The following is a 25903-nucleotide window of genomic DNA, read 5'->3' as shown; positions in this document are numbered from 1 at the left end:
CTGTAGGAGCGAGGCTTGCCCGCGAAGGCGGTGTGTCAGGTACGCCGCCTTCGCGGGCAAGCCTCGCTCCTACAGGTTCAGGTCAGACCGGAGAGGTAGGGCCAAGGGAAGATCCCGCGCTCATGGCCGTCGCTGAAAATCAGTTGCAGGCCGTAGCCCTGGGCATTGAGTTCGACCACACGGATGCGCTCATCGACTTTCACCCTCAACCCCTGCAACCGAAACGCCCGGCATTGCGAACACGGACACTGTCGACGCAACTCGGCATGATCGAGTAACTGCTCGCGCCCATCCGGCCAGTTCAACCGCAGCTGCTGTTTGCTCTGGGAATTGCCAATCGCCACCGGGTTCATTGCAGCTGACTCAAGGCGATGCGCACGGCTTTGCGCACTTCCGGGTCGCCGTCGTCCTGCGCTGCTTGCAAGGGTGCGATGGCGCCTCGGTCATTCAACTCTCCGAGCGCCAGGGCAGCTTCCTTGCGCAAGTTGCTGATGCGGTGGCCGAGGGTTTCGATCAACGCTTCAAGGGCCGGGACGTACCGCAAACGACCGAGGCTGCGGGTGGCGCGCAGGCGCACTTGCCAATACGCGTCGCTCAAGGCTTCGACCAAGGCCGGGCCGGCGTCGACGTGGCCAACCTTGCCCAGCGTGGTGGCGGCTTCTTCACGCACTTGCCAGGCCTCGTCCTGCAAGGCATGGCGCAGCGCCGGCAGCACGTGGGCGTCGGAGGCCAGGCCCAGCGCACCGGTGGCGGCGCGGCGGACTTCGGTGTCCGGGTCGTCACTGGCCAATCGGGCAAGCGCCGGCAAGGCATCGAGCTGCTTGAGCCAGCCGAGTACGCCGACGGCTTCGCGGCGAACACTGGCGTCTTCGTCGGTCAATGCCTCTAAAGCGGCAGCGGCGGCATCGGGAAAGCGCAACTCACGCAAGGCCCGGAATGCGGCGATGCGCACGTTGATGTCGGCATGCCCGGTCCACGGCAAAATCACCCTCCCCGCCGCCTCGGTCTTGAGCAGGCTGAGGCTTTGCGCGGCGGCCGCTTGCACCGCTTGAGAAGGATCGGTCAGGGCCTGGCACAGCGCTTCAACCACCGGTTCGTCCTCCCAGGCTTCGAGCAATCGTGCGGCTTCGGCGCGGACTTCTTCGGTCGGGTCTTGCGCCAGGCGATTGACCAGCCAAAGCAAACCGTCCGGTTCTTCAAGGTCGGCCAGTTCGATCAGGGCAATTCTGCGCACGCCGGGATCTTCATCCGTCAGGCGTGGTTGCAGGGCGAGAATGTCGTCGTTATCGGTTACATCGAATAGAGAGGTCATAGGGCAAATCGCGGCAGTTTGTTTTCAAGGGGAAGTCCGAGAGGGTTCAGGCGCGGTAACTGCCGACCGTCTTCGTGACGCAGCAACTCGAGGCAATGACGCTTCAAGCGGGAGAACTCGTTGCTAGTGACCAGTTCGGTGGTGCGTGGCCGTGGGAAATCGAGGCGCAGGTCTTCGATGATCCGGCCCGGGCGCGAACTCATGACCAGCAGCCGATCGGCGAGGAACAGCGCTTCATCGATGTCATGGGTGACGAACACCACGGTGGTGCGAATTCGCGTCCAGATGTCCAGCAGCAGCTCCTGCATGTTCAACCGGGTCAGCGCGTCGAGGGCGCCGAAAGGTTCGTCCATCAGCAACAGGCGCGGGCGGTTGATCAGCACCCGAGCAATCTCGACCCGTTGCTGCATGCCGCCGGAGAGTTGGTCAGGCCAGCGCTCGGCAAATCCTTCGAGGCCCACCAGGGCCAGGATTTCGTCGGCTGCCTGGTGGCGTTCGGCTTTGCCGATACCACGCATTTTCAGGCCGAAAGCAACGTTGTCGCGCACGGTGCGCCAAGGGAACAGCGTGTGGTGCTGGAACACCATGCCGCGCTGCGGGGACGGGCCCGAGACCGGCGCACCGTCGACTTTCAGGGTGCCGGTTCGCGGTTGCAAATGGCCGGCCAGCGCACCGAGCAAGGTCGATTTGCCGCAACCGGACGGCCCGAGAATGCACACGAATTGCCCCGGCTCGATCTGGCAATCCAGACCTTGCACGGCTTCGAAGGCTTGTTTGTCTTCGCCAAGAACGATGGACAGTTGGCGGATGTCGATCCGCCCTTCAGGGGTTTGCATCACGCTCATCAGGCTTTTCCTCGTGGTCGGTGCCAGGGCGTGAACAGTCCACCCAGACGTTTGATCAGCAGGCTGCTGCCCATCCCCAGTACGCCGATCAGCAACATGCCGACCACGATGTCGGCGTAGTTCTGGATGGTGTAGGACTCCCAGGTGTAATAACCGATGCCGTATTGGCCGGAGATCATTTCAGCGGTCACCAGGCAGAACCATGAGGTGCCCATGCCGATGGCGAGGCCGGTGATGATGCTTGGCGCAGCGCCGGGCAGGATCACCTCCAGCAGAATCGCCCGGCGCCCTGCCCCGAGGCTTTTCGCCGAGGCGATCAGCCGAGGGTCGACGCCTTCGACGCCGTGCACGGTGTTGAGCAGAATCGGGAACAGCGCGCCGGTAAAGGTGATGAAAACCATCGACAGCTCTGACGAGGGGAACATCAGGATCGCCAGCGGAATCCAGGCCACGGCGGGGATCGGGCGCAGGACTTCCAGCGGCGGTAGCAGCAGGTCTTCAGCCCATTTCGAGCGGCCGATGGCCAGGCCCAACGCGATGCCGATGATCAGTGCCGCGAGGTAACCGGCGAAGACCCGACTGAGGCTGCTGCCGAGGTGTTGCGCGAGCTTGCCGGAATCGCCGAGGCCGAGGGCGGCCTGGATGACCGCCAGTGGCGTCGGGACGTTGGCGAAGGTGACCAGGCCGAGGTTCCAGTGGTGACTGGCGGCGAGTTGCCAGAATAGGAGGCAGAGCAGCAGTGACGCGGCTCGGGGGATCCAGCGGGTTAGTGATTTGGGCATGTCGGGTTCCAGTTGTAGATGGTGCAGGACGGGAGAACCACCCCTCACCCTAACCCTCTCCCCAGAGGGGCGAGGGGACTGACCGAGTTGTTCTTTCGAGTTACATCGACCTGAAATATCGAGTCGAACTCAGATTTTGAAAATCATGGAGATCGGCCCCCTTTCCCCCTCTCCCCTATGGGGAGAGGGTTGGGGTGAGGGGTGGATTTTGACTCCCCCCACAACTCAGCGGCTGGCGACGGCCTGGGTGGTGGCGTCGGTGAAGTCGAAGACTTTCCCACCCTGGGCCGTGGCAAATTGTTGGGCCTGGCCTTTGAGCAGAAACGCACTCAGCCGCCCTTTCGCATCACTGGCAAACCACGCCTGATCCGCCAGCAACTTGATCCCGCTGTCACTCGCCTGGGCATACACCGCGCGGATGTTTTTGCCTTCCTGTTTCAGGCTGACCAACGCAGTGAACGCCGACTCTGCCGAGGCGTACTGCCGAACCTTCGGCTCACCCCGCACCCAGATCTCCGCCACATGACTGAAATCGGTAATCGCTTTGCCGCTCGACGCATCCACCGCTTTAAGCGGCGTCTGCGCGTAGTTGGCCAGTTGCGCGGTGTAGTCCAGGTTCGAGGCCTTGAACGCAGCGCGGATGTATTGGTCGTCGATGAAGGTATTGAGGTCCAACCCGCGATCAGACTTCTTCAACAGCTTGAGAGTATCGATAGCGGTGCCGACGGCCTGACGGTATTCCGGCTTCCAGCTCAGGTCGCGGGTTTGCACACCCAGCGGACCGTGGAACAGGTAATTGACCTCGGCATCGACGCCGGTGACCTTGGCGATCAACTCGCTGTACTTCTCCGGCTCAGCCGCGAGCAACTGGTTGGCTTCAAGGCTTGCACGCAGGTAAGCCACGACAATTTCCGGGTACTTCTTCGCATAGGCCTGATCCACCAGCGCACCGTGGAAGGTCGGCGCATTGGCCTGGGCGCCGTCATAAATCTTGCGAGCGAAACCACGGCTGGGGAACAGTTCGGCGAACGGCACGAAGTCGGCATGGGCATCGATCTTCCCGGCCTGCAAGGCCGAGCCGGCGACTTCCGGCGGCTGGGCGATGATGTTCACGTCTTTAAGCGGATCCCAGCCTTGGGCAGCCACGGCCCGCAGCAACATGCCGTGGGCTGTCGAAGCGAACGGCACGGAAATGGTCTTGCCCTTGAGCTCCGCCAGCGACTGCACGCTCGAGGCGCTCGGCACCACGATGCCGTTGCCGCTGCCCTTGATGCTGCCCGACAGCACGCTGATAAACAGGCTGTGCTTGCCCGCGGTTTCGAACGCCACACCGTTGAACGAACCGGGGAAATCGGCCATGGCGCCGAAGTCGAGTTTGCCGGCAACCATCTCGTTGGTCAGGGGCGCGCCGCTGGTGAAGTTCTTCCACTCCACCTCGTACTTGGCGTCTTTGTAGGGGCCGTCGTGGGGCAGGTATTTGTCCAGCAGGCCCAGTTCGCGAATCAACAGACCGCCGGCGGCGCAGTTGATCGTGGTGTCCTGGGTGCCGATGGCAATGCGGATGGTTTCGGCCGAGGCCGACAAGGTGAATGAGGCCAGTACCAGACCGGCAAATGCTGCACGCAGCGATGTTGGCAAAGACATGGTGAATCCCCTCGAATCATTTATTGGATAGTCGTCTCCGCCACGATCAGGGCGTGGTGGGAAACGAGGGGTGTTTTGAAGCAAGCGTCCGGTGTTGCCGGGTAGCCTTTTGGGGTTGTCACGAAACCAATGTAGGAGTGAGCCTGCTCGCGATAGCAGTGGGTCAGGTAATGAGATGTTGGATGTGCCACCGCTATCGCGAGCAGGCTCACTCCTACAGGGATTGTGTTTCAACGCAGCAGATACGGAATTTCGACTTTCACGGCCCCGGTCGGGCAGTCCTTTTCACACGGCATGCAGTACCAGCATTCGTCGAAGGCCATGTAGGCCTTTTGCGTGGCCGGGTTGATCGCCAGCAGGTCCATCGGGCACACATCGACGCACACGGTGCAGCCTTTGTGGGCAATGCAAAGGTCCTCATCGACCGTGACGGGCGCGTTGGAGCGGAAGAAGATTTCCTGGGGTTGATAGGCCATTTCGCGGTCTCTCTTTTTGTGAGGCTCAGGCAGCAAAGGCACCGACACGCAACCGGTCGTAGGCCTGCATTTCATCGGCGTCCAGCGGGATGATGTAAGGCTCGACGGCTTTCTTGAAACTGCTCATCACGCCGTTTTCATCCTTCTTCAGATGGCAATGGCAGAACCAGTCGCTGTCGTTGCGTTGCGGGTGGTCGACCCGATAGTGGTAAAGCCCCCAGCGACTTTCGGCACGGAACAGCGAAGCGCGGGCGGCCATTTCGGCGCAGTCGCGAATCATGCTGACTTCCATGGCGCGCATCAGTTCGTGGGCGTTGTGGGCCTTGATCTGATCGAGATCGCGCTGGATATCGCTGAAGCGTTGCAGGCCGATTTGCATCTTCTTGGTCACTTTCGGCGGTTGCAGGTAGTCGTTGACGAAGCGTCGCAGCTTGTACTCGACCTGAGCCGGCGGCAGGCCGTGCTCGCGGTCCAACGGTGCGTAGACCCGGGCCTTTTCCGTTTCGATCTGCTGGGCATCGACCGTCGAAAACTCGCGTCCGGCGACAAAGTCCGCCGCGTTGGTGCCGGCAAACCAGCCATAAGTAAACGCGCCGAGCATGTAGTTGTGCGGCACCGCGGCCATGTCACCCGCCGAGTACAAACCCTTGACCGAGGTTTCAGCCTTCTCGTTGACCCACACGCCGGACGCCGAATGCCCGCTGCAAAAACCGATTTCCGAGATGTGCATCTCGACCATCTGCGTGCGGTAATCGGTGCCGCGATTGGCGTGGAACTGGCCGCGACTCGGGCGTTCGTTGCTGTGCAGGATCTCTTCAATGTTCTGGATGGTTTCCTCGGCCAGGTGATCGAGTTTGAGGAACACCGGACCGTTGCCGCTTTCGAGTTCCTGGTGGAACTCCCACATCATCTGGCCGCTCCAGTAATCGCACTCGATGAAGCGTTCACCCTTGTTGTTCGCGGTGTAGCCGCCCAACGGACCAGTGACGTAGGCGCAGGCCGGGCCGTTGTAATCCTTGATCAGCGGGTTGATCTGGAAGCATTCCAGGTTCGCCAGTTCGGCCCCGGCGTGATAGGCCATGGCGTAACCGTCGCCAGCGTTGGTCGGGTTTTCGTAAGTGCCCATCAGGTAACCCGAGGACGGTAAACCGAGACGCCCGGCGGCACCGCAGCAGAGGATCACGGCTTTGGCCTTGATCACGTGGAAGTCGGCGGTGCGGCAGTCGAAGCCCATCACACCGTTGACCGCGCCCTCTTCGTCCGTCAGCAATCGCGTGCAGACCAGCCGATTGGTGATGCTCACCCGCGCCCGCTTCAACTGGCGATACAGGACTTTTTTGATGTCATGCCCTTCCGGCATTGGCAGCACGTAGGCGCCCATGTGGTGGACCTTTTTCACCGCGTAGTCGCCGGTCTCGTCCTTCTCGAACTTCACGCCCCAGCGGTCCAGTTGCTCGATGGTTTCGAAGCTGTGGGTCGCGTAGGCATACACCGCCGCCTGATTGACGATGCCGTCATTGGCGATGGTGATTTCCTTGGTGTATTGCTCCGCCGTCGAATGGCCGGGAATGATCGCGTTGTTCAGGCCGTCCATGCCCATGCTGATCGCGCCACTGCGTTTGACGTTGGCCTTGTCGATCAGCAACACGCGCAAATCGCGATTGCGTTCCTTGGCCTTGATCGCCGCCATCGGCCCTGCGGTGCCGCCGCCGATCACAACGATGTCGTATTCCTGTTCGAGCGTCTTTCTAGTCATTGAGCCGTGAGTCATGCCTGCGCCCCTTTTTGCCGGTCGATCCGCAGGCGGTATTGGAAGGCATCGCCACGGTAGTAAAGGTGTTCGAAGTCCACGGGCTGGCCGGTGGCATCGTGGGTCAGGCGCTCGATGCGCATGATCGGTGAGCCGGGCTCGACGTTCAGCGCCTGGGTCAAGTCGCTGTCGGCCAGCACCGCGTCGATGGCCAGATCCGCGTGACCGAGGGCCAGGCCGCAGTCGTTTTCCAGGATCAGGAAAATGTCGCGGGTGACCAGGTCGGCCTTCTCCAGACGCTCGCCGATGGCTTTGGGCAGGTAGGTGATTTCGAGGGAAATCGGCTCGCGGTTGATCAGGCGAACCCGCTTGATCTGCGCCACGGTCTCGCCTTCTGCAACCTGCAAACGCTCGGCGACGAGCTTGTCGGCGGGAATGAATTTGAAACTGCGCAGGCGGTTGATCACCTCGTAGCCGCGACCGGTCATGGACTCGGCGAGGCCTTGCAGGGTGCTGACGTTCTGGAAGGTTTTCGGCTTGGCGACGAAGGTGCCCTTGCCGTGGATCTTGAAGATCAGCCCTTCTTTCTGCAGATCCCCCAAGGCCTGGCGCACGGTGATGCGGCTGACTTTGAACAGCGCGCCGAGTTCGCTTTCGGAAGGCATCTGGCTGTCTTGCGGGTATTCGCCGTCGAGGATGCGAGCGCGAAGCACGTCCCGTAGTTGGGTGTGCAGCGGAACGCTACTGAGGGAGAGAACGTTATCGGTCATGGAAGATCACTTGTTATAACGAGTTATGACGTGATCTTAAAGTTCTAATGGCGGGCTTGAGAAATACTGTTTGAGCATAAGGTTAGATTCGCCGAACGACCGCGGACTTGGTAGCAGCTGCCGAGCAGCGCGAGGCTGCGTTCGACTGCGAAGCGGTCGTAAAATCAGGTAGCGCGGAGTGTCAGGGAAATCTTGCATGCAGGGTTTACGACTGCTGCGCAGCCGAACGCAGCCTCGCAGGCTCGACAGCTGCTACAGACTACGTCAGCGCTTGAGGATCTGGTCCATCACCCAATCGGTTTTCAATGCCTGCTCGGCCACGGCGGGATGCTGCGCTTCTCCACGGATATGGGCGTTCATACCCAACACGTGATGCCACTGGATGTGCTCGTGATTGTCGATGCGCAGGCTGAGGTTTTCATCGGCTTCAAGCTGAACCGGATGTTCATCGAATACGGAAAAACTGATCCGGCCTTTGCTACCGATCAGCTCGACCCGATCTTCGCGGCGGTCCGCGACGAAATTCCAGCAACCCATGCCCAGGGCGCCCGAGGCAAACCGCCAACTGGCGCTGACGGCATCCTCGGCGGCATACAAACCGGCCTGGTGCGCGGTAAACCCGGCGACTTCGACGATGTCACCGAGCAGGTACTGGAACAGATCGAAGCCATGACTGGCCAGGTCAGCGAAATAACCACCACCAGCAATGGCCGGATCGGTGCGCCAGTTATTCGTACCGCCAAGATCGGTCGGCGATGGCGCTTTGGTCAGGGTCCAGGTCAGGTGCCGGACCTCGCCGATCCGCCCTTCCTCCAGCCATTGCCGCACCTGCTGGAAACGCGGCAGCGAACGCCGGTAGTAGGAAACAAACAGGTGCAGCCCGGCATCGGCAAAGACCTTTTGCATCTCACGGCTTTGCCCGGCATTCAACGACATCGGTTTTTCGACGCAGCAATGTTTGCCGGCGGCGGCCACCCTCAAGGCGTAAGCGTGATGACTGTCAGGCGGCGTGGCGATGTACACCGCGTCGACCTCGGGATCATTGATCAACGCGTCGACGTCGGTGTAGACCCGAGCGATGCCGTGGCGCGCGGCATAGTCCGTCACCGCGTCCAGACGCCGCCCCATCACAGCCACCAGCGCCGAGCCGGGCGCCTTGTAGAAGGCCGGCCCGCTCTTGCGTTCAGCGACACTGCCACAGCCGATCATGCCCCAGCGCACCACGTTCATACTCACTCCCTGATGGTTAACCGATGCGCAGTGCGCGCAGGTCCAGATGACCGTCCTTGAGCGGCGGGCACCAGTAGTAGCCGCCCGTGATCGGCCGGCTGATGCGGTACAAACCGTCGGTGATGCCGTCTTCCAGACCGCTCATGCGACGCAGTTGGGCTTCGAAGGCATCAAGGGAGAAACCAAAGGCCAGGAACATCAGGCCGGCGCGATCACCTTCGATCCATGGCATGGAACGGCGCACCACGAAGGCCTCGGGGGCGAAGCTTTCCTGGGCGGTGCGTTTGACGTGAGCGGAAATCGGCGCGTCGTCGATCTCTTCGTTGTCGCTCAAACGACGGCCCATGATGTCGTCCTTCTCATGGGGCGGCATTCCGTGGAAGCCTTTCAGATCATGCTGCCACTGCTGGATCGCGGCGAAGCTGCCGCCAACCATTCCGTCAGCGCCGTCACTCACCAGCGCAGCGGCGACGGCGGCTTCGTCGTGAGGGTTTTCGGTGCCGTCTTCATAACCGGTCAGGTCGTGGCCGGTGAGGTGGCGGAAGGTTTCGTTCATCTGCACCAGGCGCAGGGCCGGGGCCAGCGCGGCTTCGATGGCGTTGCTGCGGTTGAGCAATTCGCCACGGTCGACACCGTGCAACCAGCACCAGAGCGCGTGCTGGGTCGACGGGTTGTCGACGCCGACACCGGTCAACGCTGGAAAGGTGCGCATGCCTTCGATTTGCCCCTGGAGGGCCTTGACCAGAGATTCACCGAACCCGACCACTGCCGACTTCCCGTCGACCAGCCCCTTCAGATTCTCCAGCGCGGCCGGCAAGGCAGCGGCGGATTCGAGTGCGAAGAACATATGACGAGCTTGAGGCGGAACTGGGGTGGCGAGAATGCCCGGCTGGTAGTAACTCATATGAACTCCTTTAGAAAGAGCGCGAAGTTTAACCGCAGCATCGGCCGTTGTGTGTTTTCAGGTCAAAAACCGCCAGTGTGCTGTGGGTCATGACAATCCGTGTTGCCATCTGGTAAAACGATTCAGCTATGCTGATCCAGCCACCACTTTCGACAGCCGCGTTGTGATCAGGCCTTGACCTGACAGCAGTGCGTAGCGATAACAGACCTTATCCGCATCACCCAATCCAGACGGGGTAGCGACATGACCACAGCACACATCCTAGGCAACCTGTTTCCCGACGCCAGCGACATCCCGGAAAAATACCGCCTCGACGGCCCGACCGAGCAGCGTGAGTATCTGGTCGACGGCGAGCTGAAAACCTGGTCCGGCCCCCTCGCCCAAGTCCGCAGCCCGGTGTACCTGACCGGCGAAAATGGCGATGAACAAGTGATCCTCGGCAGCACGCCTCTGCTCGATGCCGACACCGCACTGACCGCCCTAGACGCCGCCGTCCGCGCCTATGACCGGGGCCAGGGTCTGTGGCCGACAATGCGCGTAGCCGAACGCATCCAGCACGTCGAGACCTTCCTCGGACACATGCGTGAACAGCGCGAAGCCGTGGTCAAGTTGCTGATGTGGGAAATCGGCAAGAACTTCAAGGACTCGGAGAAAGAGTTCGACCGTACTTGTGACTACATCGTCGACACCATCAACGCGCTCAAGGAACTCGATCGCCGCTCCAGCCGCTTCGAACTGGAACAGGACACCCTCGGCCAGATCCGCCGCGTACCGCTGGGCGTGGCGTTGTGCATGGGACCTTACAACTACCCGCTGAACGAAACCTTCACCACGCTGATTCCGGCGCTGATCATGGGCAACACCGTGGTGTTCAAACCGGCCAAGCTGGGTGTGCTGCTGATTCGTCCGTTGCTGGAAGCGTTCCGCGACAGCTTCCCGGCCGGGGTGATCAACGTGATCTACGGCAGCGGCCGCGAGACCGTCAGCGCGCTGATGGCCAGCGGCAAGATCGACATCTTCGCGTTTATCGGCACCAACAAGGCTGCCAGCGACCTGAAAAAACTCCATCCAAAACCACACCGCTTGCGTGCGGCGTTGGGCCTGGATGCGAAAAACCCCGGCATCGTGCTGCCCGAGGTGGATCTGGACAACGCGGTCAGCGAAGCGCTCACCGGTTCTCTGTCGTTCAATGGCCAGCGCTGCACCGCGCTGAAAATCCTCTTCGTCCATGAAGACGTGGTCGAGGCTTTCATCGAGAAATTCAACGCCAAACTCGCCAGCCTCAAACCCGGCATGCCGTGGGACAGCGGCGTGGCGCTGACGCCGTTGCCGGAAGCGAGCAAAGTCGATTACCTGCACTCGCTGGTGGCAGACGCCGTGAGCAAAGGCGCCACCGTGGTCAACCCCAACGGCGGCGAAGCCCGCGCCTCATTCTTCTACCCCGCCGTGCTGTACCCGGTGACGCCGCAGATGCGCGTCTACCAGGAAGAACAGTTCGGCCCGGTCGTGCCGATTGTGCCTTACCGGCATCTGGACACGGTGATCGATTACGTCCTGGAATCGGACTTCGGCCAGCAGCTGAGTATCTTCGGCACCAACCCGGTAGCCGTCGGTCGGCTGGTGGACACCTTTGCCAATCAAGTTGGCCGGATCAACCTCAACGCCCAGTGCCAGCGCGGCCCGGACACCTTCCCGTTCAACGGCCGCAAGAACTCCGCCGAAGGCACGCTGTCGGTACATGATGCGCTGCGGGTGTTTTCGATCCGGACACTGGTGGCGACCAAGTTCCAGGAAACCAACAAAGAACTCATCAGCGAGATCATCAGCGGACGCAGTTCGAGTTTCCTGACCACCGATTACATCTTCTGAGGAGACCGAGCCTGAGCACATTCAGAGCCAATCGACTGCCACCGCTAATGCGCCGACTGCTGCGTCCGTTGCTGGACCCGTACCGGCGCTATCGCCACGCCAGGGTGATCCACGCGGTGCGTGTGTCGTTGGGGTTGCTGGCAACGATCCTGCTGACCACCGGCATCCATCTGCCCCACGGTGAGTGGGCGTCGGTGACGATGCTGGTGGTGATCGGCGGTTTGCAGCACCACGGCAACATCGGCAAAAAAGCCGCCGAGCGCGCCATCGGCACCTTGATCGGCGCCGGCGTCGGCTTGCTGCTGGTGGCGCAACAGGCCTGGCTCGGGATGCCGTGGCTGACCTATTTCGCGATGGCCGTGGTTTGCGGGTTCTTCTCGTACCACGCTATCGGCAAGGGCGGATACACCGCGCTGCTCTCGGCGATTACCGTGTTTATCGTCGCGGGGCATGGCGACAATCCGATCACCGACGGGTTATGGCGTGGGGTGGACATCCTGATCGGCATCGCCCTGGCCCTGGCGTTTTCTTTCGCCCTGCCGCTCTACGCGGTTTATTCCTGGCGCTACAACCTGGCCGATGCCTTGCGCGACTGCGCGACGATCTACGGGCGCATCATCAATGGCCAATCGGTCACCGATGACGAACACCATAAACTCGTGGGCCGCCTGAACACCGTGATGGTGCAACTGCGCTCGTTGATGCCTTCGGTGTCCAAGGAAGTGCGGATCTCAATGACCGAACTCGATGCCATTCAGCGGCACTTGCGGATGTGCGTCAGCACCCTGGAAATCCTCGGCAACACCCGACCTGACGCCAGTGATCCCGATGCCATGGCCCATCTGCAATCGGCCTTGAAAGCTGAGCATCGGCTGGTTCGGGTGCAACTGATCGGTATGGCCCGAGCGCTGAAATCCGGTGCGTCCCAGCGGCTGAGTCGGCCCGTCGAATTGCCGTCGGATTCAAGCCTGGCCGCACCGGTTTACAACCCGCTGGACGGCTACCGGTTATTGGTCCGGCAATTAGCCGCCAACATTGGCGAGATGCGCCAGCGCTTGGCCAAGACGGCACCGCGCTGGAACATCTGACGTTTTTTTGATGGCTTACTGCGTCGTCACCGTCCGACGAAACTTAGGGCTCCAACCCTGTTGCATGCCGGCAGCGGCCAACAGTATCGCGGCGACACCGATCCATTGCAGCGGCTCCAGACGATGGCCGAAAGCGAACCAGTCCACGAAAATCGCCGCAATCGGATAAATGAAGGACAGCGCACCGGTCAGTGCCGTCGGCAGTTTTTGGATCGCGCCGTAGAGCAGCACGTACATCACGCCGGTGTGGACAATGCCCAAGGTGACCAGACTGGCCCACGCGCTCGGCGCTTGCGGCAGCGCCGAAAAGTGCGCAAATGGCGCGAGTAACAGCACGCCGGTGGTGACCTGAATCAGCGCGATCAGATGCGGCGGTGTGCCGGTCAGGCGTTTGATGATCAACGCGGCAATCGCGTAAAGAAACGCCGCCCCCAGCGCCAGCGCGATGCCCATCAGGTAATCGTTGCCACTCTCGCCCTGCCCGCCATGTGCGCTGACAATCGCCAGCATCCCGAGAAACGAAAGACCCAGCCAGAACAGTTTTTGCAGGGTGATTTTCTCGTTGAGGAATAACGCGGCCAACCCCACCAGCATGAACGGCTGAACGTTATAGACCGCCGTACCGATGGCAATCGAGGCGCGGGAGTAAGAAGCAAACAACAGCACCCAGTTGCCGACAATCGCCACGCCGCTGAGCACGGCCAGCAAGAACGTGGTGCGGGTCAGAATGCCGGGGCGCAGGAAGCCGAATGCCGCGCAGATCAGCAACAACGTGCCGGCGCCGAACACGCAACGCCAGAACACTACGTCCAGCACCGGTTGCCCGGACACCAGCACAAACCAACCGATAGTCCCGGAAATCAGCATGGCGGCGGTCATTTCGAATGACCCGTGACGTATTGTTTTGTCCATCATCAGACTCCTGTGTTTGAGCCCAAAGTATGCCAATCCGCCGAGAGGCTTCTCCAGAGCAAAAAGCAGGCTAAACTCGAAATCTGCCTTTTTTATCAAGGCGATTTGAATTTATTGCCTAATAGGGGTTTCGCCATGACCGACGACATCGACCAAGTGCTGATCACGGCATTGATGGAAGACTCACGCCGCTCGCTCAAGGCTCTGGCGCAGATCAGCGGCTTGTCTTCGCCCAGCGTCGCCGAGCGTTTGCGCCGCCTCGAAGAGCGTGGCGTGCTCAAGGGTTACACCGTCGAGATCGACCCAAAATGCTTTGGTTATCAACTCCAGGCCATCGTCCGTATTCGTCCGCTGCCAGGCCAGTTGCAGGAAGTGGAACGGCAGATACAGGCTATTCCCGAGTTTACCGAGTGCGATAAAGTCACCGGCGACGACTGTTTCATCGCCCGCCTGCATGTGCGCTCGATGGAACAACTGGACACCCTGCTCGACCGCCTCAACACCCACGCCGAAACCAACACGGCGATCGTCAAGAAAACCCCGGTCAAGCGCCGCTTGCCACCGATGGCGTGACCCTTTACTCAAATCGCAGGCAAGAAAAAACCCGCCGAAGCGGGTTTTTCCTCAAGGCTGACGATTAGTCATCGCGGCTCATGATGCCGAACAGCTGCAACAAGCTGATGAACAGGTTGTAGATCGATACATACAGGCTGATGGTCGCCATGATGTAGTTGCGCTCGCCGCCATGAATGATGGCGCTGGTCTGGAACAGAATGCAGACCGAGGAGAACAGCACGAAACCTGCGCTGATCGCCAGTTGCAGACCGCTGATCTGGAAGAACAGGCTCGCCAGCGTTGCACCCAGCAGCACGAAGAAGCCTGCAGTGATGAAACCACCCAGGAAGCTCATGTCCTTGCGGGTAATCAGCACGTAAGCCGACAGACCGCCGAACACCAGCGCAGTCATCGCAAACGCGGAACTGACCACCTCGGCGCCGCCCTGCATACCCAGGTAACGGTTGAGGATAGGGCCGAGCAGGAACCCCATGAAACCGGTCAGGGCAAATGCCGACACCAGGCCCCAGGCCGAATCACGGAGTTTGTTGGTGAGGAAGAAAAGGCCGTAGAAACCGATCAGCACCACGAAAACGTTCGGGTAGCCGACACGCATCTGCTGAGCGACAAACGCCATCACGCCGCTGAATGCGAGGGTGAGAGCGAGTAAGCCGTAAGTGTTGCGCAGGACGCGGCTAACCTCTAGCTGCTCAGCCTGCACGCTGTTATTAACTGCGTAATCCTGTTCGCGCATGGCGACACTCCTGTTGGTTTGAAACGTTCAGTCGCAAAGATCATAACAGACGCTCTGTAACAAGCTATGCAGAGAGTTTGACAGTGTGTTTCATTCAGGTATTATGGCGCCCGCAACGCAAACGGAGGTGTGGCCGAGTGGTTTAAGGCAACGGTCTTGAAAACCGTCGACTGTAACAGGTCCATGAGTTCGAATCCCATCGCCTCCGCCATATTTGTACCGACAAAGCCCTGATTATTCAGGGCTTTGTCGTTTCTGGGGTTTGGAAAAAACCTGCCAGCCCATACCTTGGCCTCGGTGAGCCGTGCTTCCGAACACGATATTCGCGCATTGATCCGCGACGTGGTCAGCTGCGCAGCCCCCCCCCCGTACCTTTCTCAGCCCAATTCGCTCTCCCGGATAAGCTTCTTGTTAATCTTCCCGACACTGGTCTTAGGAATCTCAGCAACGAACTTGAACTGCTTGGGAATCGCCCATTTATTAATACGGCCACGCTCGACAAACCCTTGAAGGTGCGTCTCCAGAATCTTGCGGTCGAGGTACTGCCCTGGCTCGCACACCACCAGCGCCATCGGCCGTTCACCCCATTGCTCATCGGCGATGCCCACGACGGCGACCGACATGACGGCCGAGTGTTCGCTGATCAGGCTCTCCAGTTCCAGGGAGCTGATCCACTCCCCGCCCGTCTTGATCACATCCTTGATGCGATCCTTGATTTCCACGCCACCCAAGGCGTCGATAGAGGCCATGTCGCCGGTGTGCAGCCAGCCGTTGAGCCACAATTCGGCGCCCTTTTCGGGCTCCTTCAAATAGCCTTGGGTCAGCCAGGGTGCGCGCACCACGATCTCGCCCAGGGACTCGCCGTCATGAGGAACGTCATTGCCACTGGCATCGATGATTTTCAGGTCGACCATCGGCACAGGTGTCCCCGTCTTGATACGGGTGGCCAGTTGGGCTTGCGTGGATTGATCGAGGTCTTCGTCACGCAGGTAAGTCAGGCACAGCAATGGACAGGTTTCCGACATGCCATAACCGCTGTGCACCTGAATACCTTTGGCGCTCGCTTCGCTGGCAATACCTAATGTCAGCGCGCTGCCACCCAGGAGCATTTTCCAGCCATCGAAACGAGTCCGTTGCGCTTCCTCGCAGTTCAGGATCATTTGCAAAATGGTCGGCACACAGTGGGAGAACGTGACCTTTTCCTCTCGATACAGCCTGACCAGGCTGTTGGGCTCGTAGCGGCCGGGGTACACCTGTTTGATCCCCATCAGGGTGGCGACATACGGCACACCCCAGGCATGCACGTGAAACATCGGCGTGATCGGCATGTAGACATCATCGGAGCGCAGCAGCGGCAACCCCTGATAGACGCCCAAAGTGCCCACAGCATTCAAGGTGTGCAAGACCAATTGGCGGTGGGTGAAATACACGCCTTTGGGGGCGCCAGTGGTGCCCGTGGTGTAGAACAGGGTCGCGACGGAGTTTTCATCGAAGTCGGGAAAGTCGTACTGGTCGGCCGACCCGGCCAACAGGTTTTCATATTCCCCCAGCACCGGTAGCGACGTGTGAGTGGCTGTGTCGTCCGTTAGCTGCAGGTAACCTTTGACGGTTTTTAGCTGCCCCTGAATCTGTTCAACCAGAGGCAGAAAATCGTCATGCACCAGCACCAGGTCGTCCTCGGCATGGTTCATGGTGTAGAGCACCTGATCCGGCGAAAGACGGATGTTCACGGTGTGCAGCACCGCGCCGATCATCGGCACGGCAAAGAAACATTCCAGGTAGCGATGGCTGTCCCAGTCGAGCAGGGCCACGGTGTCCCCGGCCTTGACGCCGGCAGCGGTCAAGGCGTTGGCCAGCCGGTGGATCCGCTGGTTGAGCGTCTGGTAGCTGTAGCGCAGTTTGTCGGCATACACGATTTCCCGGCCCGGCTCGTAGCGCACGCCAGACAGCAGCAATTGCTTGATCAGCAAGGGATAGGCGTAGGCGCCGTCGGCGGGCGGAATTATTTTTGTCGCCATCATGGTTGTGGTTCCCGGTCCTTTTTACGTGGGCTCAGAACTGCTCTGCATCCAGTTGATAGAGGCATTCGCTGCCAGCCTTGGCCGATGCACTCAACGAATGAATACGTGGTAGCAGACGGGCGAAGTAGAAGCGCGCGGTGGCCAGTTTGCCGGCGTAGAAAGCGTCCTTGGAATGCGTGCTCATGGCGGTTTTGGCCATTCGCGCCCACATGTAGGCGTACGCGGTGTAGCCGAATACGTGCAGGTACTCGACCGAAGCCGCGCCGATTTCATTCGGGTTGTTATGGGCTCGGTCCAGCAGCCATGCGGTCAGTTCGTCGAGGGTGTCGACGGCGGCGTTCAACGGTTTGGTGAACTCACCGAGGTCAGCGCAGGCATTGGCGGTAAAGTTGCGGATTTCCGACGCGAACAGCCGGTACAGCGCCCCGCCGCTGCCGACGATTTTTCGCCCGGCCAGGTCCAGTGACTGGATACCGTTGGTGCCTTCGTAGATCTGGGTGATGCGCACGTCGCGAACCAATTGCTCCTGGCCCCATTCGCGGATGTAACCGTGGCCGCCGAAAATCTGCTGGCCATGCACCGTGGTTTCCAGCCCCATGTCGGTGAGGAATGCCTTGGCCACCGGGGTCAGCAGCGACACCAGTTCCTGGGCGCGGCTGCGGCTTGCCGCGTCATCGCTGTACTTGGCGATGTCCAGTTGCAGGGCCACATAGCTTGAAAACGCCCGCCCGCCTTCGTTCAAGGCTTTCATGGTCAACAGCATGCGCCGCACATCCGGGTGAACGATGATTGGATCGGCGGCTTTGTCCTTGTTCTGCGCGCCCGTCGGCGAACGGCTTTGCAGCCGGTCACGGGCGTATTCGACGGCGCTCTGGTACGAACGCTCACCCAACGCCAGGCCCTGGATACCCACGCCCAGACGCTCGTAGTTCATCATGGTGAACATCGCCGCCAGGCCCTTGTTCGGCGCATCGATGATCCAGCCAGTCGCGCCGTCAAAGTTCATCACGCACGTGGCAGAAGCCTTGATGCCCATCTTGTGCTCGATGGAACCGCAGGACAGCGCGTTGCGCTCACCCAGCGAGCCATCGTCATTGACCAGCACCTTGGGCACCAGAAACAGCGAAATACCTTTAGGACCGGCGGGTGCATCGGGTAACCGCGCCAGTACCAGATGAATGATGTTTTCGGTCAGGTCGTGCTCGCCGCCAGTGATGAAAATCTTGCTGCCGCTGATCTTGAAACTGCCGTCGGCCTGAGGTTCGGCTCGGGTGCGAATCAGGCCCAGGTCCGTGCCGGCATGCGCCTCGGTCAGGCACATGGAACCAGTCCAGGTGCCGGCGTACATGTTCGGCAAATAGCGTTCCTTGAGTTCCTGACTGGCGTGGGCATTGATCGACAGGCACGCACCGGCGGTCAGCATCGGGTACAGGCCGAACGACAGGCTGGCCGAGTTGACCATCTCCTCGACCTGAGCCGAAATCGCCTTTGGCATGCCCATGCCACCGAACTGCGGATCACCGCCAACACCCACCCATCCACCTTCGGCGAATGCCTGATAGGCCGCGACAAAACCGTCCGGCGCCTGGACGGAGCCGTTGCTCCAAGTGCAACCCTGTTCGTCACTGCTGCGGTTCAACGGTGCGATAACTTCGCCACTGATCTTGCCGGCCTCTTCAAGGATCGCGGCGGCCGTTTCTTCATCGATCACCTCGGCCAGGCCGGGTAACCGGGCCCATAGCCGGGACACCTGGAAGACTTCGTTGAGTACGAAGCGCATATCGCGCAAAGGAGCATTGTAATCAGACATGGTTGGCTTACTCGGAAGTGGTCAGGGCATGCGGCACACCCTGGCGTTGAGAGATTTCAGTGTTAGCGGTCTGCGCATCAGGACCCGGCTGAAGCGCCCGTTCGCGCAGCAGGAAATAAGACAGGGCAGGAATCAGCACCAGCGCGCCGAGCATGTTCCACAGGAACATGAAGGTCAGCAGGACGCCCATGTCGGCCTGGAACTTGATCGGCGACCAGACCCAGCACACCACGCCGGCCGCCAGGGTGATGCCCACCAGGCCCACGACCCGACCGGTAAACGACACGGCGTTGCGGTAAGCCTGAGACAGCGGCAGGCCCTGGCGCTGGTAATGCAACTGCACGCTGAGCAGGTACAACGCGTAATCCACGCCGATGCCCACGCCCAATGCGATCACCGGCAGGGTCGCGACCTTTACCCCAATGCCCATGGCCACCATCAACGCTTCGCAGAGGATCGACGTCAGCACCAGTGGCAACAGGGCGACCAGGGTCGCGCGCCAACTGCGGAAGGTGATCAGGCAGAACACCGTCACCGCTGCATAGACATAAAGCAGCATTGTGCGATTGGCCTCGCGCACCACAATGTTGGTCGCCGCCTCAATCCCGGCCGACCCGGCCGCCAGCAGAAACTGGCGATCTTCGCTGTTGTTGTCCCGGGCGAATTTTTCGGCGATGCCCACCACGGCATCCAGCGTCTCGGCCTTGTGATCCTTGAGGAAGGTGATCACCGGCATCAGCGAACAATCGGTGTTGAACAACTCAGGAGAGTTGACCGAGGCTTGCTGCGCGGCGTAGTTCAGCACGTCCTGATTGCGCTGGATGCTGTTGAGCTTGGGGTTGCCTTCATAGGTGCCGGCGGTGATCTGGCGCACCGCGTTGACCAGCGAAGCCGTCGCCTGTACGCCCGGATATTGCTGCAGCTCCCAGGCCAGACGGTCGGCGAGGATCAGCGTCTTGTAGTTCAAGCAGCCTTCCGGTGCGGTCTTGATCATCACCGCGAACAGGTCGCTGGACAGCGCGTAGTGGCTGGTGATGTAGGCGTTGTCACGGTTATAGCGAGAGTCGGCACGCAACTCCGGCGCGCCACTTTCCAGATCGCCGATCTTCAGCTGCAGGCTGACCATGAAGCCGCCGATGCCCATCAGCACCGCGACCAATACCGCGCCAGTGGCCCACTTGCGCGTGGTGAAGCGGTCGAGCAAGTCCCACAGTTTGCCGAAGCCTTTGTGCCCTTCTGCGCGCGTGTCGATTTTCAGCGCACGCTCGGCAGCCTTGGCGCCAACGCCGACATAAGACAGCGCCACCGGCATCAGCAACAGCGAGGTGAAAATCAGCACCGCCACACCAATACTGGCGGTGATCGCCAGGTCGCGGATCACCGGAATATCGATCAGCATCAGCACCGCGAATCCAACGGCGTCGGCCAGCAGCGCGGTGACGCCGGCAATGAACAGACGGCGGAAGGTGTAGCGTGCGGCGATCAGTTTGTGGGTGCCACGGGCGATGTCTTGCATGATGCCGTTCATCTTCTGCGCCGCGTGGGACACACCGATGGCGAAGATCAGAAAAGGCACCAGCACTGAGTACGGGTCGATGGCATAGCCGAGCCAGGCGACGATGCCAAGCTGCCAGACCACCGCAATCAGCGAGCAGCCGACCACCAGCAAGGTGCTGCGCACGCAGCGGGTGTAGGCGTAAATGATGATCAGCGAAGTGACGACGGCCAGGCCGAAGAACATCATCACCTGAATCAGCCCGTCGATCAGGTCGCCCATCAATTTGGCGAAACCGATCACCCGGACTTTGTACTGACCCTTGCCCTCCTCCCCGGCCTTGCGTGCAGCGCTGTCGCCGGCGAACTCGATGTTGTCGCGCAACTGCTCTTCGAGCATCTGCGAAAAGGCGTGGTAGTCGATGCGCTGACCGCTGGCCGTGGCCTTGTCCAGCAGCGGCACGATCAGCATGCTCGATTTGTAGTCGCTGGCCACCAGACTGCCGACGATACCGGCGCGGGAAATGTTCTGGCGCAGCTGTTCTATTTGCTCAGGCTTGCCCTCATAGGTGTCGGGCATCACCGGACCACCCTGGAAACCTTCCTCGGTGACTTCGGTCCAGCGCACTGCCGGGCTCCACAGCGACTTCATCCAGGCGCGGTCGACGCCTTCGGTGAGGAACAATTTGTCATTGACCTGCTTGAGCACGTCCAGGTAACCGGGGTCGAAAATATCACCCTGTGTGTTCTCCACCACCACCCGCACCGAGTTGCCCAGACCGCGCAACGACTGGCGGTTTTCCAGGAAGTTCTGGATGTACGGCTGACTCTGCGGAATCATTTTCTCGAAGCTGGGGCGCAGCTCCAGGCGAGTCGCGGCCATGTAGCCCAACACCACGGTGGCGAGCGCCATCAGCAGCATGAACAGCGGACGGGAGTTGAACACCAGCCGCTCCAGACGATTGCCGGATTGGCGGTCGAAGTCCCGCAGATCGCGGATCACCGGCATGGTTTCTTGTTTGATATTGCCCATGTCTGGGTTCTCGCTCTAAAGGTTCGAGGGCTTATCAACGGACAGCGTCCGTGCACCACGGCTGCCAACCACCACCAGCGCACCGTCGGCGGCGCGCGTGACGCCCGTCACCGGGACCGGCTCGGCGTGCTGCACCCAGTGCATTTGCGCACCAGCGCCCTGGCTCACCAGCATCTGCCCGCCCTGAGTGAACAAGCGGTAATCACCCTGCGCATCGACGATGCCGGCGGTGATGCTGACGTGCAGGCCACTGTCCTGCGGGGTCCAGCTGAGACCGCCATCGGTGCTGCGCAGCACATTGCCGCGCAAGCCGTAGACGAGCGCTTCCCCTGGCTTGCCGAGCACGCCGAAAAAGCTGCCCTGATAAGGTGTCTGCACGGCGGCGAAGCGCTGTTGGGCGTCATTCCATTTCAGCAACAAGCCCTGCTCGCCGGCGATGTACAGCGCATCGCCGGTGGAGGCGATGGCGTTGAGGTGAAAGCCCTGCGGGTTGTCGGTGCGGTCCTGGAACGGGGTCCAGCTCTGGCCGCCATCCTCGGTGCGCAGGATCAGGTTAAACACCCCGACCACATAGCCGAGACGGTCGTTGGCGAACCAGACATCGAGCAAGGGTTTGTCGGCGCCCTGCGCCACCAGGCGCTCACCTTCGGCGACCAGCAGTGGCCATTGTTCGTTGCCAGGTTCTGCACGGGCCAACTCGCTGTAATGCTTGACCAGCAAGGCGCCGATCTCGCGTCCGTCCAGTTGCTTGCGCCAGGTCGCACCGGCGTCGTTGCTGTGCAACACCACGCCGTCGCCGCCCACCGCCCAGCCCTGGGTGGCGGAAGGAAAACTCACGGCATTGAGGTCGGCACTGACCGGCACCGCTGCCTGCTGCCAGTGCTTGCCGGAATCATCGGAAAACAGAATATGGCCACGCTGGCCGACGGCGATCACGCGCTCACCGGCGCGGGCCATGCCGGACAACGGACTGTTGATGGCCAACGCACTGACCCTGGCGGGCAGGTCCAGCACATCGACGTAATCGGCCGCGTGGGTGACGCCCTGCAACAGGCCGAGCACCACGCCAAACGCCACCTGCAAATAATTCTTATACGAACACATACCGCGTCCTCTTCGGAAAACCGCGCCGGGACACACATCCGTGTGTCTGACGTTCACACCGGGCGCCGCACGGTCCACGCCTTGTGAGCAGTGGACCCTGCGTGCGCTTTATTGCGGTTGGCTTAGCGAATGCCGCTGCCGGCCAGGGATTCCGACGACCATTGCGCCTTGGAAAGCGGATCGATGTACTTGATGCCGCCGTAAGGCCCAACCACGCCGTTGATGTTGTAGGAGCCCCCCACCAGGTCGTAGATCATGAAGGGCGTGGAATCCGGGATCTGCTTGTCGTAGCTTTGGCTGAGGAACGCGAAGGAGCCACGGTACAGCTGACCACGGGCGTCATATTGGTCAGAGGCCAGAGCGGTCCAGCTGTCTTCATCGAGGTAGAAGCGACGCTTCTGATAGATGTGTCGAGCACCGGCCTTGAGGTTGCCCTCCACCACCCAGATGCGGTGCTTTTCCCAGCGCACGTAGTCAGGTGCCAGGTGATTGGCGGTGGTCAGCGACTTGGGATCCTGGGCGTAAGTCAGCTTGTAGGTGTTGTAGGGCACGATCATTTCCTGCTTGCCCACCAGCTTCCAGTCGTAGCGGTCCAGTGCACCGTTGAACACGAAAACATCGTCGTAGGTGCCCGCGCCAGCGGTGCCGGGGTTAGGCGTGTCGTAGGCCAGGTTCGGTGCCAGCTTGACCCGACGCTGGCCAGGCAAGTATTGCCAGGCGCGGCGCGGTTGCTGCAGAGGGTTGGCGGCGTCCTTGAGCATCACCGCTTCACCGGCCCGACGTGCGGGGCCGGTGTAGGACAGCTTCATCTGGTAGTACACGTCGGCGCTACTGATCGGCTGCGTCAGGTTTTCGTAGATCGGATAGGAAATGAACGCCTGCCCGGTGGTCGCCAGGCTCGGCACGCCGGCGGAGTCGACGTTCCAGGAGTCGTACTTGGAATTGATGCTCACGCCTTGATAGCGCAGCAGGAAATTCCACATCGCTTCGTTGCCCGACTGCGGGATCGGGAACGGCACGCCCGGCAGCACGTTATCGATGGCCAAACCGCCTTCGAGGGACTTGGCGCCGCTGGCATTCTTCACGCCGTTATCGAGGATGGCTTTGGGCAGCGAAACGGTGCGGTGGGTCGGGTAGACATTGACGTGGAAGCTCGGGAAACGTTTGGCCAGTTCCGCCGTGGTTGCACTGAGCAAGCCCTTGTACTGATCAACGTTTTTGCCGTCGATCACCAGCAACGGTTTTTCGTTGGCGAAGGGATCCGGACGCATGCTGTCGCCGGATTTGAAACTGGCCGGCGGCGTGGTCAGGCCACCGTCATAAGCGGGGATAGAACCATCAGCGTTCCCGGCCTTTTCGGCGCCCACCAGGGTCAGGCTGCTGCCCAATTTGGCTGCGTCCTGGGTTGAAACAGCGGCCTGTGCCTGGGCGGCAAGGACCATGGCCAGCGAAGCGGCCAACACGGTTTTGGCGAATTTCATCTTGTTATTCTCCTGCTTGCATTGAGCAAATCAGTGGTGAATCAAAAAGTGGTTTTCATCGTCAGGTAAACGGCGCCACGGTCCTCAGTCGTTGCACCACCACCGGAAAAGGCTGAGTAGCCACCGGCGTAACAGGCGTAGTTTTCGTTGCCGCTGAAGGCATTGGGTGTGGAGCCGTCGCCTCCGTTCGGACCGGTACTCACACCGCTGACATTGCACTTGTCGGCCTTGCCGAAAGAGTCCACGTACTTCAGGTCGACAAAGTATTTGTTGTACACAACGGCTCCGAGGCCGACGGCGTAGTTACCGGTATCTTTGGCACCGCCACCGGAGACCGGTGACACGCCATCGAGACCGACGTTGATGGACATCGGTGCGTTGAGGTCGACGCCGGGAAACACCTGGTACCAGGTCGGCGTGAAGTTGACCGCGATGCCCCAGTTGTCACGGGTCGGCTGGTCGATGCCGTGGTAGGTGTCCTTGCCTTTGTAGAGCGCCTCGTTCTTGCTATCGAGCTTGAGCAAGTTGCTGTAGTACAACTCGGCGAGCAGGGTCGCCGAATCGAACACGGGGGTTTTCGGCAGGGTCATCAGGCCGTTGACCGTCCAGTGCAAGGTGTCGCCGGTGGCGGCCATGCTGTCGCCCCTTTGCGGGGTGTCATAGACCACACCGGTGCCGGGCGTGCGCGCCGGCAGCAGGCCAAGCCCCTGGCCCAAACCCAGTGGACTGTTAGTGCTGACAATCGCGGGAATACTGGCCAGCGGCATGTTGTGACGAATGTTCAGGTCCGAACCCACGCTCACACCGCCGACATCCTTGGACAGGCTCAAGCCAACGATCTTGATGTTGTCGGCATAGGCCATTTGATAGGTGGCCGTGCTTAGCGAGTTGAGCGTGTTGACCACCGCAGGTACTTGCCCTGCCGGCCGGGTGCCGTTGGGGTTGGCCGAACTCAGGCCTCTGGCATCCAGCCAGGCTTGCGGCAGGATTTCCGAGGTTTCGCGGTAGTAAACGCCGAGGGTGCCATCCAGCCAGGCCGGCGACCACTTGGCCATAACGCCCCAGTCACCGCGGTTGTCCGGCGTCAGGTCGTGCCCGCGACGGACGTTGGTCAATGCATTGCACGGCGCCAGGCCGCAACCCAGAGGGCTGCCAGGCACGACAGCATTAGTGTTACCCAGCAGGAACGACTGCGCGCCGAAACCGACCAGGTCGGAACCACCGTAGTAAGTGCCGGCTTCCGGCAGGCGAGCGGCGTCCCAGTCGAGAAAGTACTGGGCCGCCAGGGTCAACTCTGGGTTGACGGTGAACGACATCGACAGCTGATTACGCGGAACGAACAGCTCCTTCGCCTCAGTGCCCGGCGAGGCGGCCAGTTTGGCCAGGTCCAGGCCGGATTGGCCGTAGCTGATCGAGTGCACCGGGTTGAGAATGGTCTCGCCCCAGAACACGTTGTGCTGTCCGGCCTTGACGCTCAGCAGCGACTCCTCGCCCATTTCGGTGCTGTAGAACACGAAGGCATCGAGGATTTCGCCGGACGGACCGGTGTAGTAACGCTGGGCATAGTTGCTCAGGTGCGGGCTGCCATTGCCGACGTTGTCACCGGTGACCGCGGCCAGACGTGGGTCGTTGGCGACCAGCCCCGACCTTGCGTCATTGCCGTTGACGAACGGGTTGGAATTGGAACCGGTGTTCTCGTAGGCCTTGTCGTACCAACTGGCGGCGCTGACACGGAAACCCATGTGGTTCTGGTAGACCACATCCATCTCGGTCAACAGGTCGATACGGTTGGTGATGTTGGTTCCGGCCTTGCGGAAGTTGTAGTCGCCGTCGTTGTTGTTCGGCGTTCCCAGCATGCGTTTGTCAGCGCTTTCGGTTCGTACGCCGTAGTTGTACTTCACGGTGTTATCAAGACGTACGGTCCAGTCCGGGTTACCTGTGTCGAGCTCGACCGCGTGCGTGACCGGCACGGCGGCGGCCAGAATGGCCGAGGCCAACAAGGTGTAACGCGAGGGTGCGAACCCGTGACTCTTATTGTTGTGCATTGCGTTGTCTCCGCCTTTTTGTAT

General features: G+C 60.8%; 21 protein-coding genes and 1 tRNA gene. 4 read left to right on the top strand and 18 right to left on the bottom strand.

Annotated elements, in window-relative coordinates; all coding sequences use genetic code 11:
- Positions 1 to 77: 77 nt before the first annotated feature.
- The 10 genes from ABH912_RS01475 to ABH912_RS01430 form a co-directional block, all read right to left on the bottom strand.
- Positions 78 to 353, bottom strand: a complete 276-nt coding sequence (locus ABH912_RS01475; RefSeq protein ID WP_429509377.1) for a DUF971 domain-containing protein — start codon at positions 351 to 353, stop codon at positions 78 to 80.
- Complete coding sequence (locus ABH912_RS01470) at positions 350 to 1312, bottom strand: HEAT repeat domain-containing protein (RefSeq protein ID WP_429509376.1); 963 nt, start codon at positions 1310 to 1312, stop codon at positions 350 to 352. Before ABH912_RS01470 ends, ABH912_RS01475 begins: the two co-directional genes overlap by 4 nt.
- Positions 1309 to 2157 (bottom strand): ABC transporter ATP-binding protein, encoded by an 849-nt coding sequence (locus ABH912_RS01465; RefSeq protein WP_429509375.1) that lies wholly within the window; start codon positions 2155 to 2157, stop codon positions 1309 to 1311. The genes ABH912_RS01470 and ABH912_RS01465 overlap by 4 nt, the downstream gene beginning before the upstream one ends.
- Positions 2157 to 2939 (bottom strand): ABC transporter permease, encoded by a 783-nt coding sequence (locus tag ABH912_RS01460; protein WP_429509374.1) that lies wholly within the window; start codon positions 2937 to 2939, stop codon positions 2157 to 2159. Before ABH912_RS01460 ends, ABH912_RS01465 begins: the two co-directional genes overlap by 1 nt.
- 225 nt (positions 2940 to 3164) lie before the next feature.
- A complete protein-coding gene (locus ABH912_RS01455; protein WP_429509373.1) occupies positions 3165 to 4583 on the bottom strand; it encodes an ABC transporter substrate-binding protein in 1419 nt (472 codons plus the stop codon).
- Between the two features lie 230 nt (positions 4584 to 4813).
- Entirely contained in the window at positions 4814 to 5059 is a 246-nt protein-coding gene (locus tag ABH912_RS01450; protein WP_007946457.1) for a 4Fe-4S dicluster domain-containing protein, read from the bottom strand.
- 25 nt (positions 5060 to 5084) lie between these two features.
- Entirely contained in the window at positions 5085 to 6815 is a 1731-nt protein-coding gene (locus ABH912_RS01445; RefSeq protein ID WP_429509372.1) for a fumarate reductase/succinate dehydrogenase flavoprotein subunit, read from the bottom strand.
- 11 nt (positions 6816 to 6826) lie between these two features.
- The gene (locus ABH912_RS01440) at positions 6827 to 7579 is read right to left on the bottom strand and encodes a GntR family transcriptional regulator (RefSeq protein ID WP_429509371.1); all 753 of its coding nucleotides are present in this window, start codon (positions 7577 to 7579) and stop codon (positions 6827 to 6829) included.
- 264 nt (positions 7580 to 7843) lie between these two features.
- The gene (locus ABH912_RS01435) at positions 7844 to 8809 is read right to left on the bottom strand and encodes a Gfo/Idh/MocA family protein (RefSeq protein ID WP_429509370.1); all 966 of its coding nucleotides are present in this window, start codon (positions 8807 to 8809) and stop codon (positions 7844 to 7846) included.
- 16 nt (positions 8810 to 8825) lie between these two features.
- Positions 8826 to 9713, bottom strand: a complete 888-nt coding sequence (locus ABH912_RS01430) for a Dyp-type peroxidase (protein ID WP_429509369.1) — start codon at positions 9711 to 9713, stop codon at positions 8826 to 8828.
- A 243-nt stretch (positions 9714 to 9956) separates the two neighbouring features.
- Here ABH912_RS01430 and ABH912_RS01425 point away from each other — a divergent pair, with 243 nt between their 5' ends.
- Positions 9957 to 11582 (top strand): NADP-dependent glyceraldehyde-3-phosphate dehydrogenase, encoded by a 1626-nt coding sequence (locus tag ABH912_RS01425; RefSeq protein ID WP_429509368.1) that lies wholly within the window; start codon positions 9957 to 9959, stop codon positions 11580 to 11582.
- Positions 11583 to 11629: 47 nt separating this feature from the next.
- Positions 11630 to 12670: an FUSC family protein gene (locus ABH912_RS01420; RefSeq protein ID WP_429509367.1), complete on the top strand. Its 1041-nt coding sequence runs from the start codon at positions 11630 to 11632 to the stop codon at positions 12668 to 12670.
- Positions 12671 to 12685: 15 nt separating this feature from the next.
- Here ABH912_RS01420 and ABH912_RS01415 read toward each other — a convergent pair whose 3' ends face one another.
- The gene (locus ABH912_RS01415) at positions 12686 to 13582 is read right to left on the bottom strand and encodes a DMT family transporter (RefSeq protein ID WP_429509366.1); all 897 of its coding nucleotides are present in this window, start codon (positions 13580 to 13582) and stop codon (positions 12686 to 12688) included.
- 135 nt (positions 13583 to 13717) lie between these two features.
- On the opposite strand from ABH912_RS01415, the gene ABH912_RS01410 reads away from it, so the two are divergent.
- The gene (locus tag ABH912_RS01410; protein WP_008155029.1) at positions 13718 to 14155 is read left to right on the top strand and encodes an Lrp/AsnC family transcriptional regulator; all 438 of its coding nucleotides are present in this window, start codon (positions 13718 to 13720) and stop codon (positions 14153 to 14155) included.
- Between the two features lie 64 nt (positions 14156 to 14219).
- Here ABH912_RS01410 and ABH912_RS01405 read toward each other — a convergent pair whose 3' ends face one another.
- Complete coding sequence (locus tag ABH912_RS01405) at positions 14220 to 14891, bottom strand: Bax inhibitor-1/YccA family protein (protein ID WP_008155030.1); 672 nt, start codon at positions 14889 to 14891, stop codon at positions 14220 to 14222.
- A 123-nt stretch (positions 14892 to 15014) separates the two neighbouring features.
- On the opposite strand from ABH912_RS01405, the gene ABH912_RS01400 reads away from it, so the two are divergent.
- A tRNA-Ser gene (locus ABH912_RS01400) sits at positions 15015 to 15102 on the top strand.
- A 166-nt stretch (positions 15103 to 15268) separates the two neighbouring features.
- On the opposite strand, the gene ABH912_RS01395 is transcribed toward ABH912_RS01400, so the two are convergent.
- The 6 genes from ABH912_RS01395 to ABH912_RS01370 all read right to left on the bottom strand — a co-directional run bounded on the left by ABH912_RS01395 (position 15269) and on the right by ABH912_RS01370 (position 25879).
- Positions 15269 to 16912, bottom strand: a complete 1644-nt coding sequence (locus ABH912_RS01395; RefSeq protein WP_429509365.1) for a fatty acid--CoA ligase — start codon at positions 16910 to 16912, stop codon at positions 15269 to 15271.
- Between the two features lie 31 nt (positions 16913 to 16943).
- The gene (locus ABH912_RS01390; RefSeq protein ID WP_429509364.1) at positions 16944 to 18722 is read right to left on the bottom strand and encodes an acyl-CoA dehydrogenase C-terminal domain-containing protein; all 1779 of its coding nucleotides are present in this window, start codon (positions 18720 to 18722) and stop codon (positions 16944 to 16946) included.
- Between the two features lie 7 nt (positions 18723 to 18729).
- Positions 18730 to 21249, bottom strand: a complete 2520-nt coding sequence (locus ABH912_RS01385) for an efflux RND transporter permease subunit (RefSeq protein ID WP_429509363.1) — start codon at positions 21247 to 21249, stop codon at positions 18730 to 18732.
- 15 nt (positions 21250 to 21264) lie between these two features.
- Positions 21265 to 22353 carry a WD40/YVTN/BNR-like repeat-containing protein gene (locus tag ABH912_RS01380; RefSeq protein ID WP_429509362.1) on the bottom strand — a complete coding sequence of 363 codons (1089 nt, stop codon included), beginning with the start codon at positions 22351 to 22353 and terminating at the stop codon, positions 21265 to 21267.
- Positions 22354 to 22475: 122 nt separating this feature from the next.
- Complete coding sequence (locus tag ABH912_RS01375) at positions 22476 to 23834, bottom strand: DUF1329 domain-containing protein (protein ID WP_429509361.1); 1359 nt, start codon at positions 23832 to 23834, stop codon at positions 22476 to 22478.
- Between the two features lie 41 nt (positions 23835 to 23875).
- Positions 23876 to 25879 carry a DUF1302 domain-containing protein gene (locus tag ABH912_RS01370; protein WP_429509360.1) on the bottom strand — a complete coding sequence of 668 codons (2004 nt, stop codon included), beginning with the start codon at positions 25877 to 25879 and terminating at the stop codon, positions 23876 to 23878.
- Positions 25880 to 25903 lie beyond the last annotated feature (24 nt).

This window comes from Pseudomonas sp. BT76 TE3572 (assembly GCF_050435365.1).
GTDB classification, from domain to species: domain Bacteria; phylum Pseudomonadota; class Gammaproteobacteria; order Pseudomonadales; family Pseudomonadaceae; genus Aquipseudomonas; species Aquipseudomonas fluorescens_W.
Note: the sequence above shows the minus strand (reverse complement) of the source record. Positions and strands in the feature narration are given on the sequence as shown.

What these genes read in the sequence shown, in the direction of transcription:
- ABH912_RS01460 (WP_429509374.1), bottom strand. Translation starts at nt 2,939, where the DNA reads ATGCCCAAATCACTAACCCGCTGGATCCCCCGAGCCGCGTCACTGCTG.
- ABH912_RS01370 (WP_429509360.1), bottom strand. Translation starts at nt 25,879, where the DNA reads ATGCACAACAATAAGAGTCACGGGTTCGCACCCTCGCGTTACACCTTG.
- ABH912_RS01405 (WP_008155030.1), bottom strand. Translation starts at nt 14,891, where the DNA reads ATGCGCGAACAGGATTACGCAGTTAATAACAGCGTGCAGGCTGAGCAG.
- ABH912_RS01390 (WP_429509364.1), bottom strand. Translation starts at nt 18,722, where the DNA reads ATGTCTGATTACAATGCTCCTTTGCGCGATATGCGCTTCGTACTCAAC.
- ABH912_RS01380 (WP_429509362.1), bottom strand. Translation starts at nt 22,353, where the DNA reads ATGTGTTCGTATAAGAATTATTTGCAGGTGGCGTTTGGCGTGGTGCTC.
- ABH912_RS01430 (WP_429509369.1), bottom strand. Translation starts at nt 9,713, where the DNA reads ATGAGTTACTACCAGCCGGGCATTCTCGCCACCCCAGTTCCGCCTCAA.
- ABH912_RS01450 (WP_007946457.1), bottom strand. Translation starts at nt 5,059, where the DNA reads ATGGCCTATCAACCCCAGGAAATCTTCTTCCGCTCCAACGCGCCCGTC.
- ABH912_RS01465 (WP_429509375.1), bottom strand. Translation starts at nt 2,157, where the DNA reads ATGAGCGTGATGCAAACCCCTGAAGGGCGGATCGACATCCGCCAACTG.
- ABH912_RS01470 (WP_429509376.1), bottom strand. Translation starts at nt 1,312, where the DNA reads ATGACCTCTCTATTCGATGTAACCGATAACGACGACATTCTCGCCCTG.
- ABH912_RS01415 (WP_429509366.1), bottom strand. Translation starts at nt 13,582, where the DNA reads ATGGACAAAACAATACGTCACGGGTCATTCGAAATGACCGCCGCCATG.
- ABH912_RS01475 (WP_429509377.1), bottom strand. Translation starts at nt 353, where the DNA reads ATGAACCCGGTGGCGATTGGCAATTCCCAGAGCAAACAGCAGCTGCGG.
- ABH912_RS01385 (WP_429509363.1), bottom strand. Translation starts at nt 21,249, where the DNA reads ATGGGCAATATCAAACAAGAAACCATGCCGGTGATCCGCGATCTGCGG.
- ABH912_RS01440 (WP_429509371.1), bottom strand. Translation starts at nt 7,579, where the DNA reads ATGACCGATAACGTTCTCTCCCTCAGTAGCGTTCCGCTGCACACCCAA.
- ABH912_RS01445 (WP_429509372.1), bottom strand. Translation starts at nt 6,815, where the DNA reads ATGACTAGAAAGACGCTCGAACAGGAATACGACATCGTTGTGATCGGC.
- ABH912_RS01410 (WP_008155029.1), top strand. Translation starts at nt 13,718, where the DNA reads ATGACCGACGACATCGACCAAGTGCTGATCACGGCATTGATGGAAGAC.
- ABH912_RS01435 (WP_429509370.1), bottom strand. Translation starts at nt 8,809, where the DNA reads ATGAACGTGGTGCGCTGGGGCATGATCGGCTGTGGCAGTGTCGCTGAA.
- ABH912_RS01425 (WP_429509368.1), top strand. Translation starts at nt 9,957, where the DNA reads ATGACCACAGCACACATCCTAGGCAACCTGTTTCCCGACGCCAGCGAC.
- ABH912_RS01375 (WP_429509361.1), bottom strand. Translation starts at nt 23,834, where the DNA reads ATGAAATTCGCCAAAACCGTGTTGGCCGCTTCGCTGGCCATGGTCCTT.
- ABH912_RS01395 (WP_429509365.1), bottom strand. Translation starts at nt 16,912, where the DNA reads ATGATGGCGACAAAAATAATTCCGCCCGCCGACGGCGCCTACGCCTAT.
- ABH912_RS01420 (WP_429509367.1), top strand. Translation starts at nt 11,630, where the DNA reads ATGCGCCGACTGCTGCGTCCGTTGCTGGACCCGTACCGGCGCTATCGC.
- ABH912_RS01455 (WP_429509373.1), bottom strand. Translation starts at nt 4,583, where the DNA reads ATGTCTTTGCCAACATCGCTGCGTGCAGCATTTGCCGGTCTGGTACTG.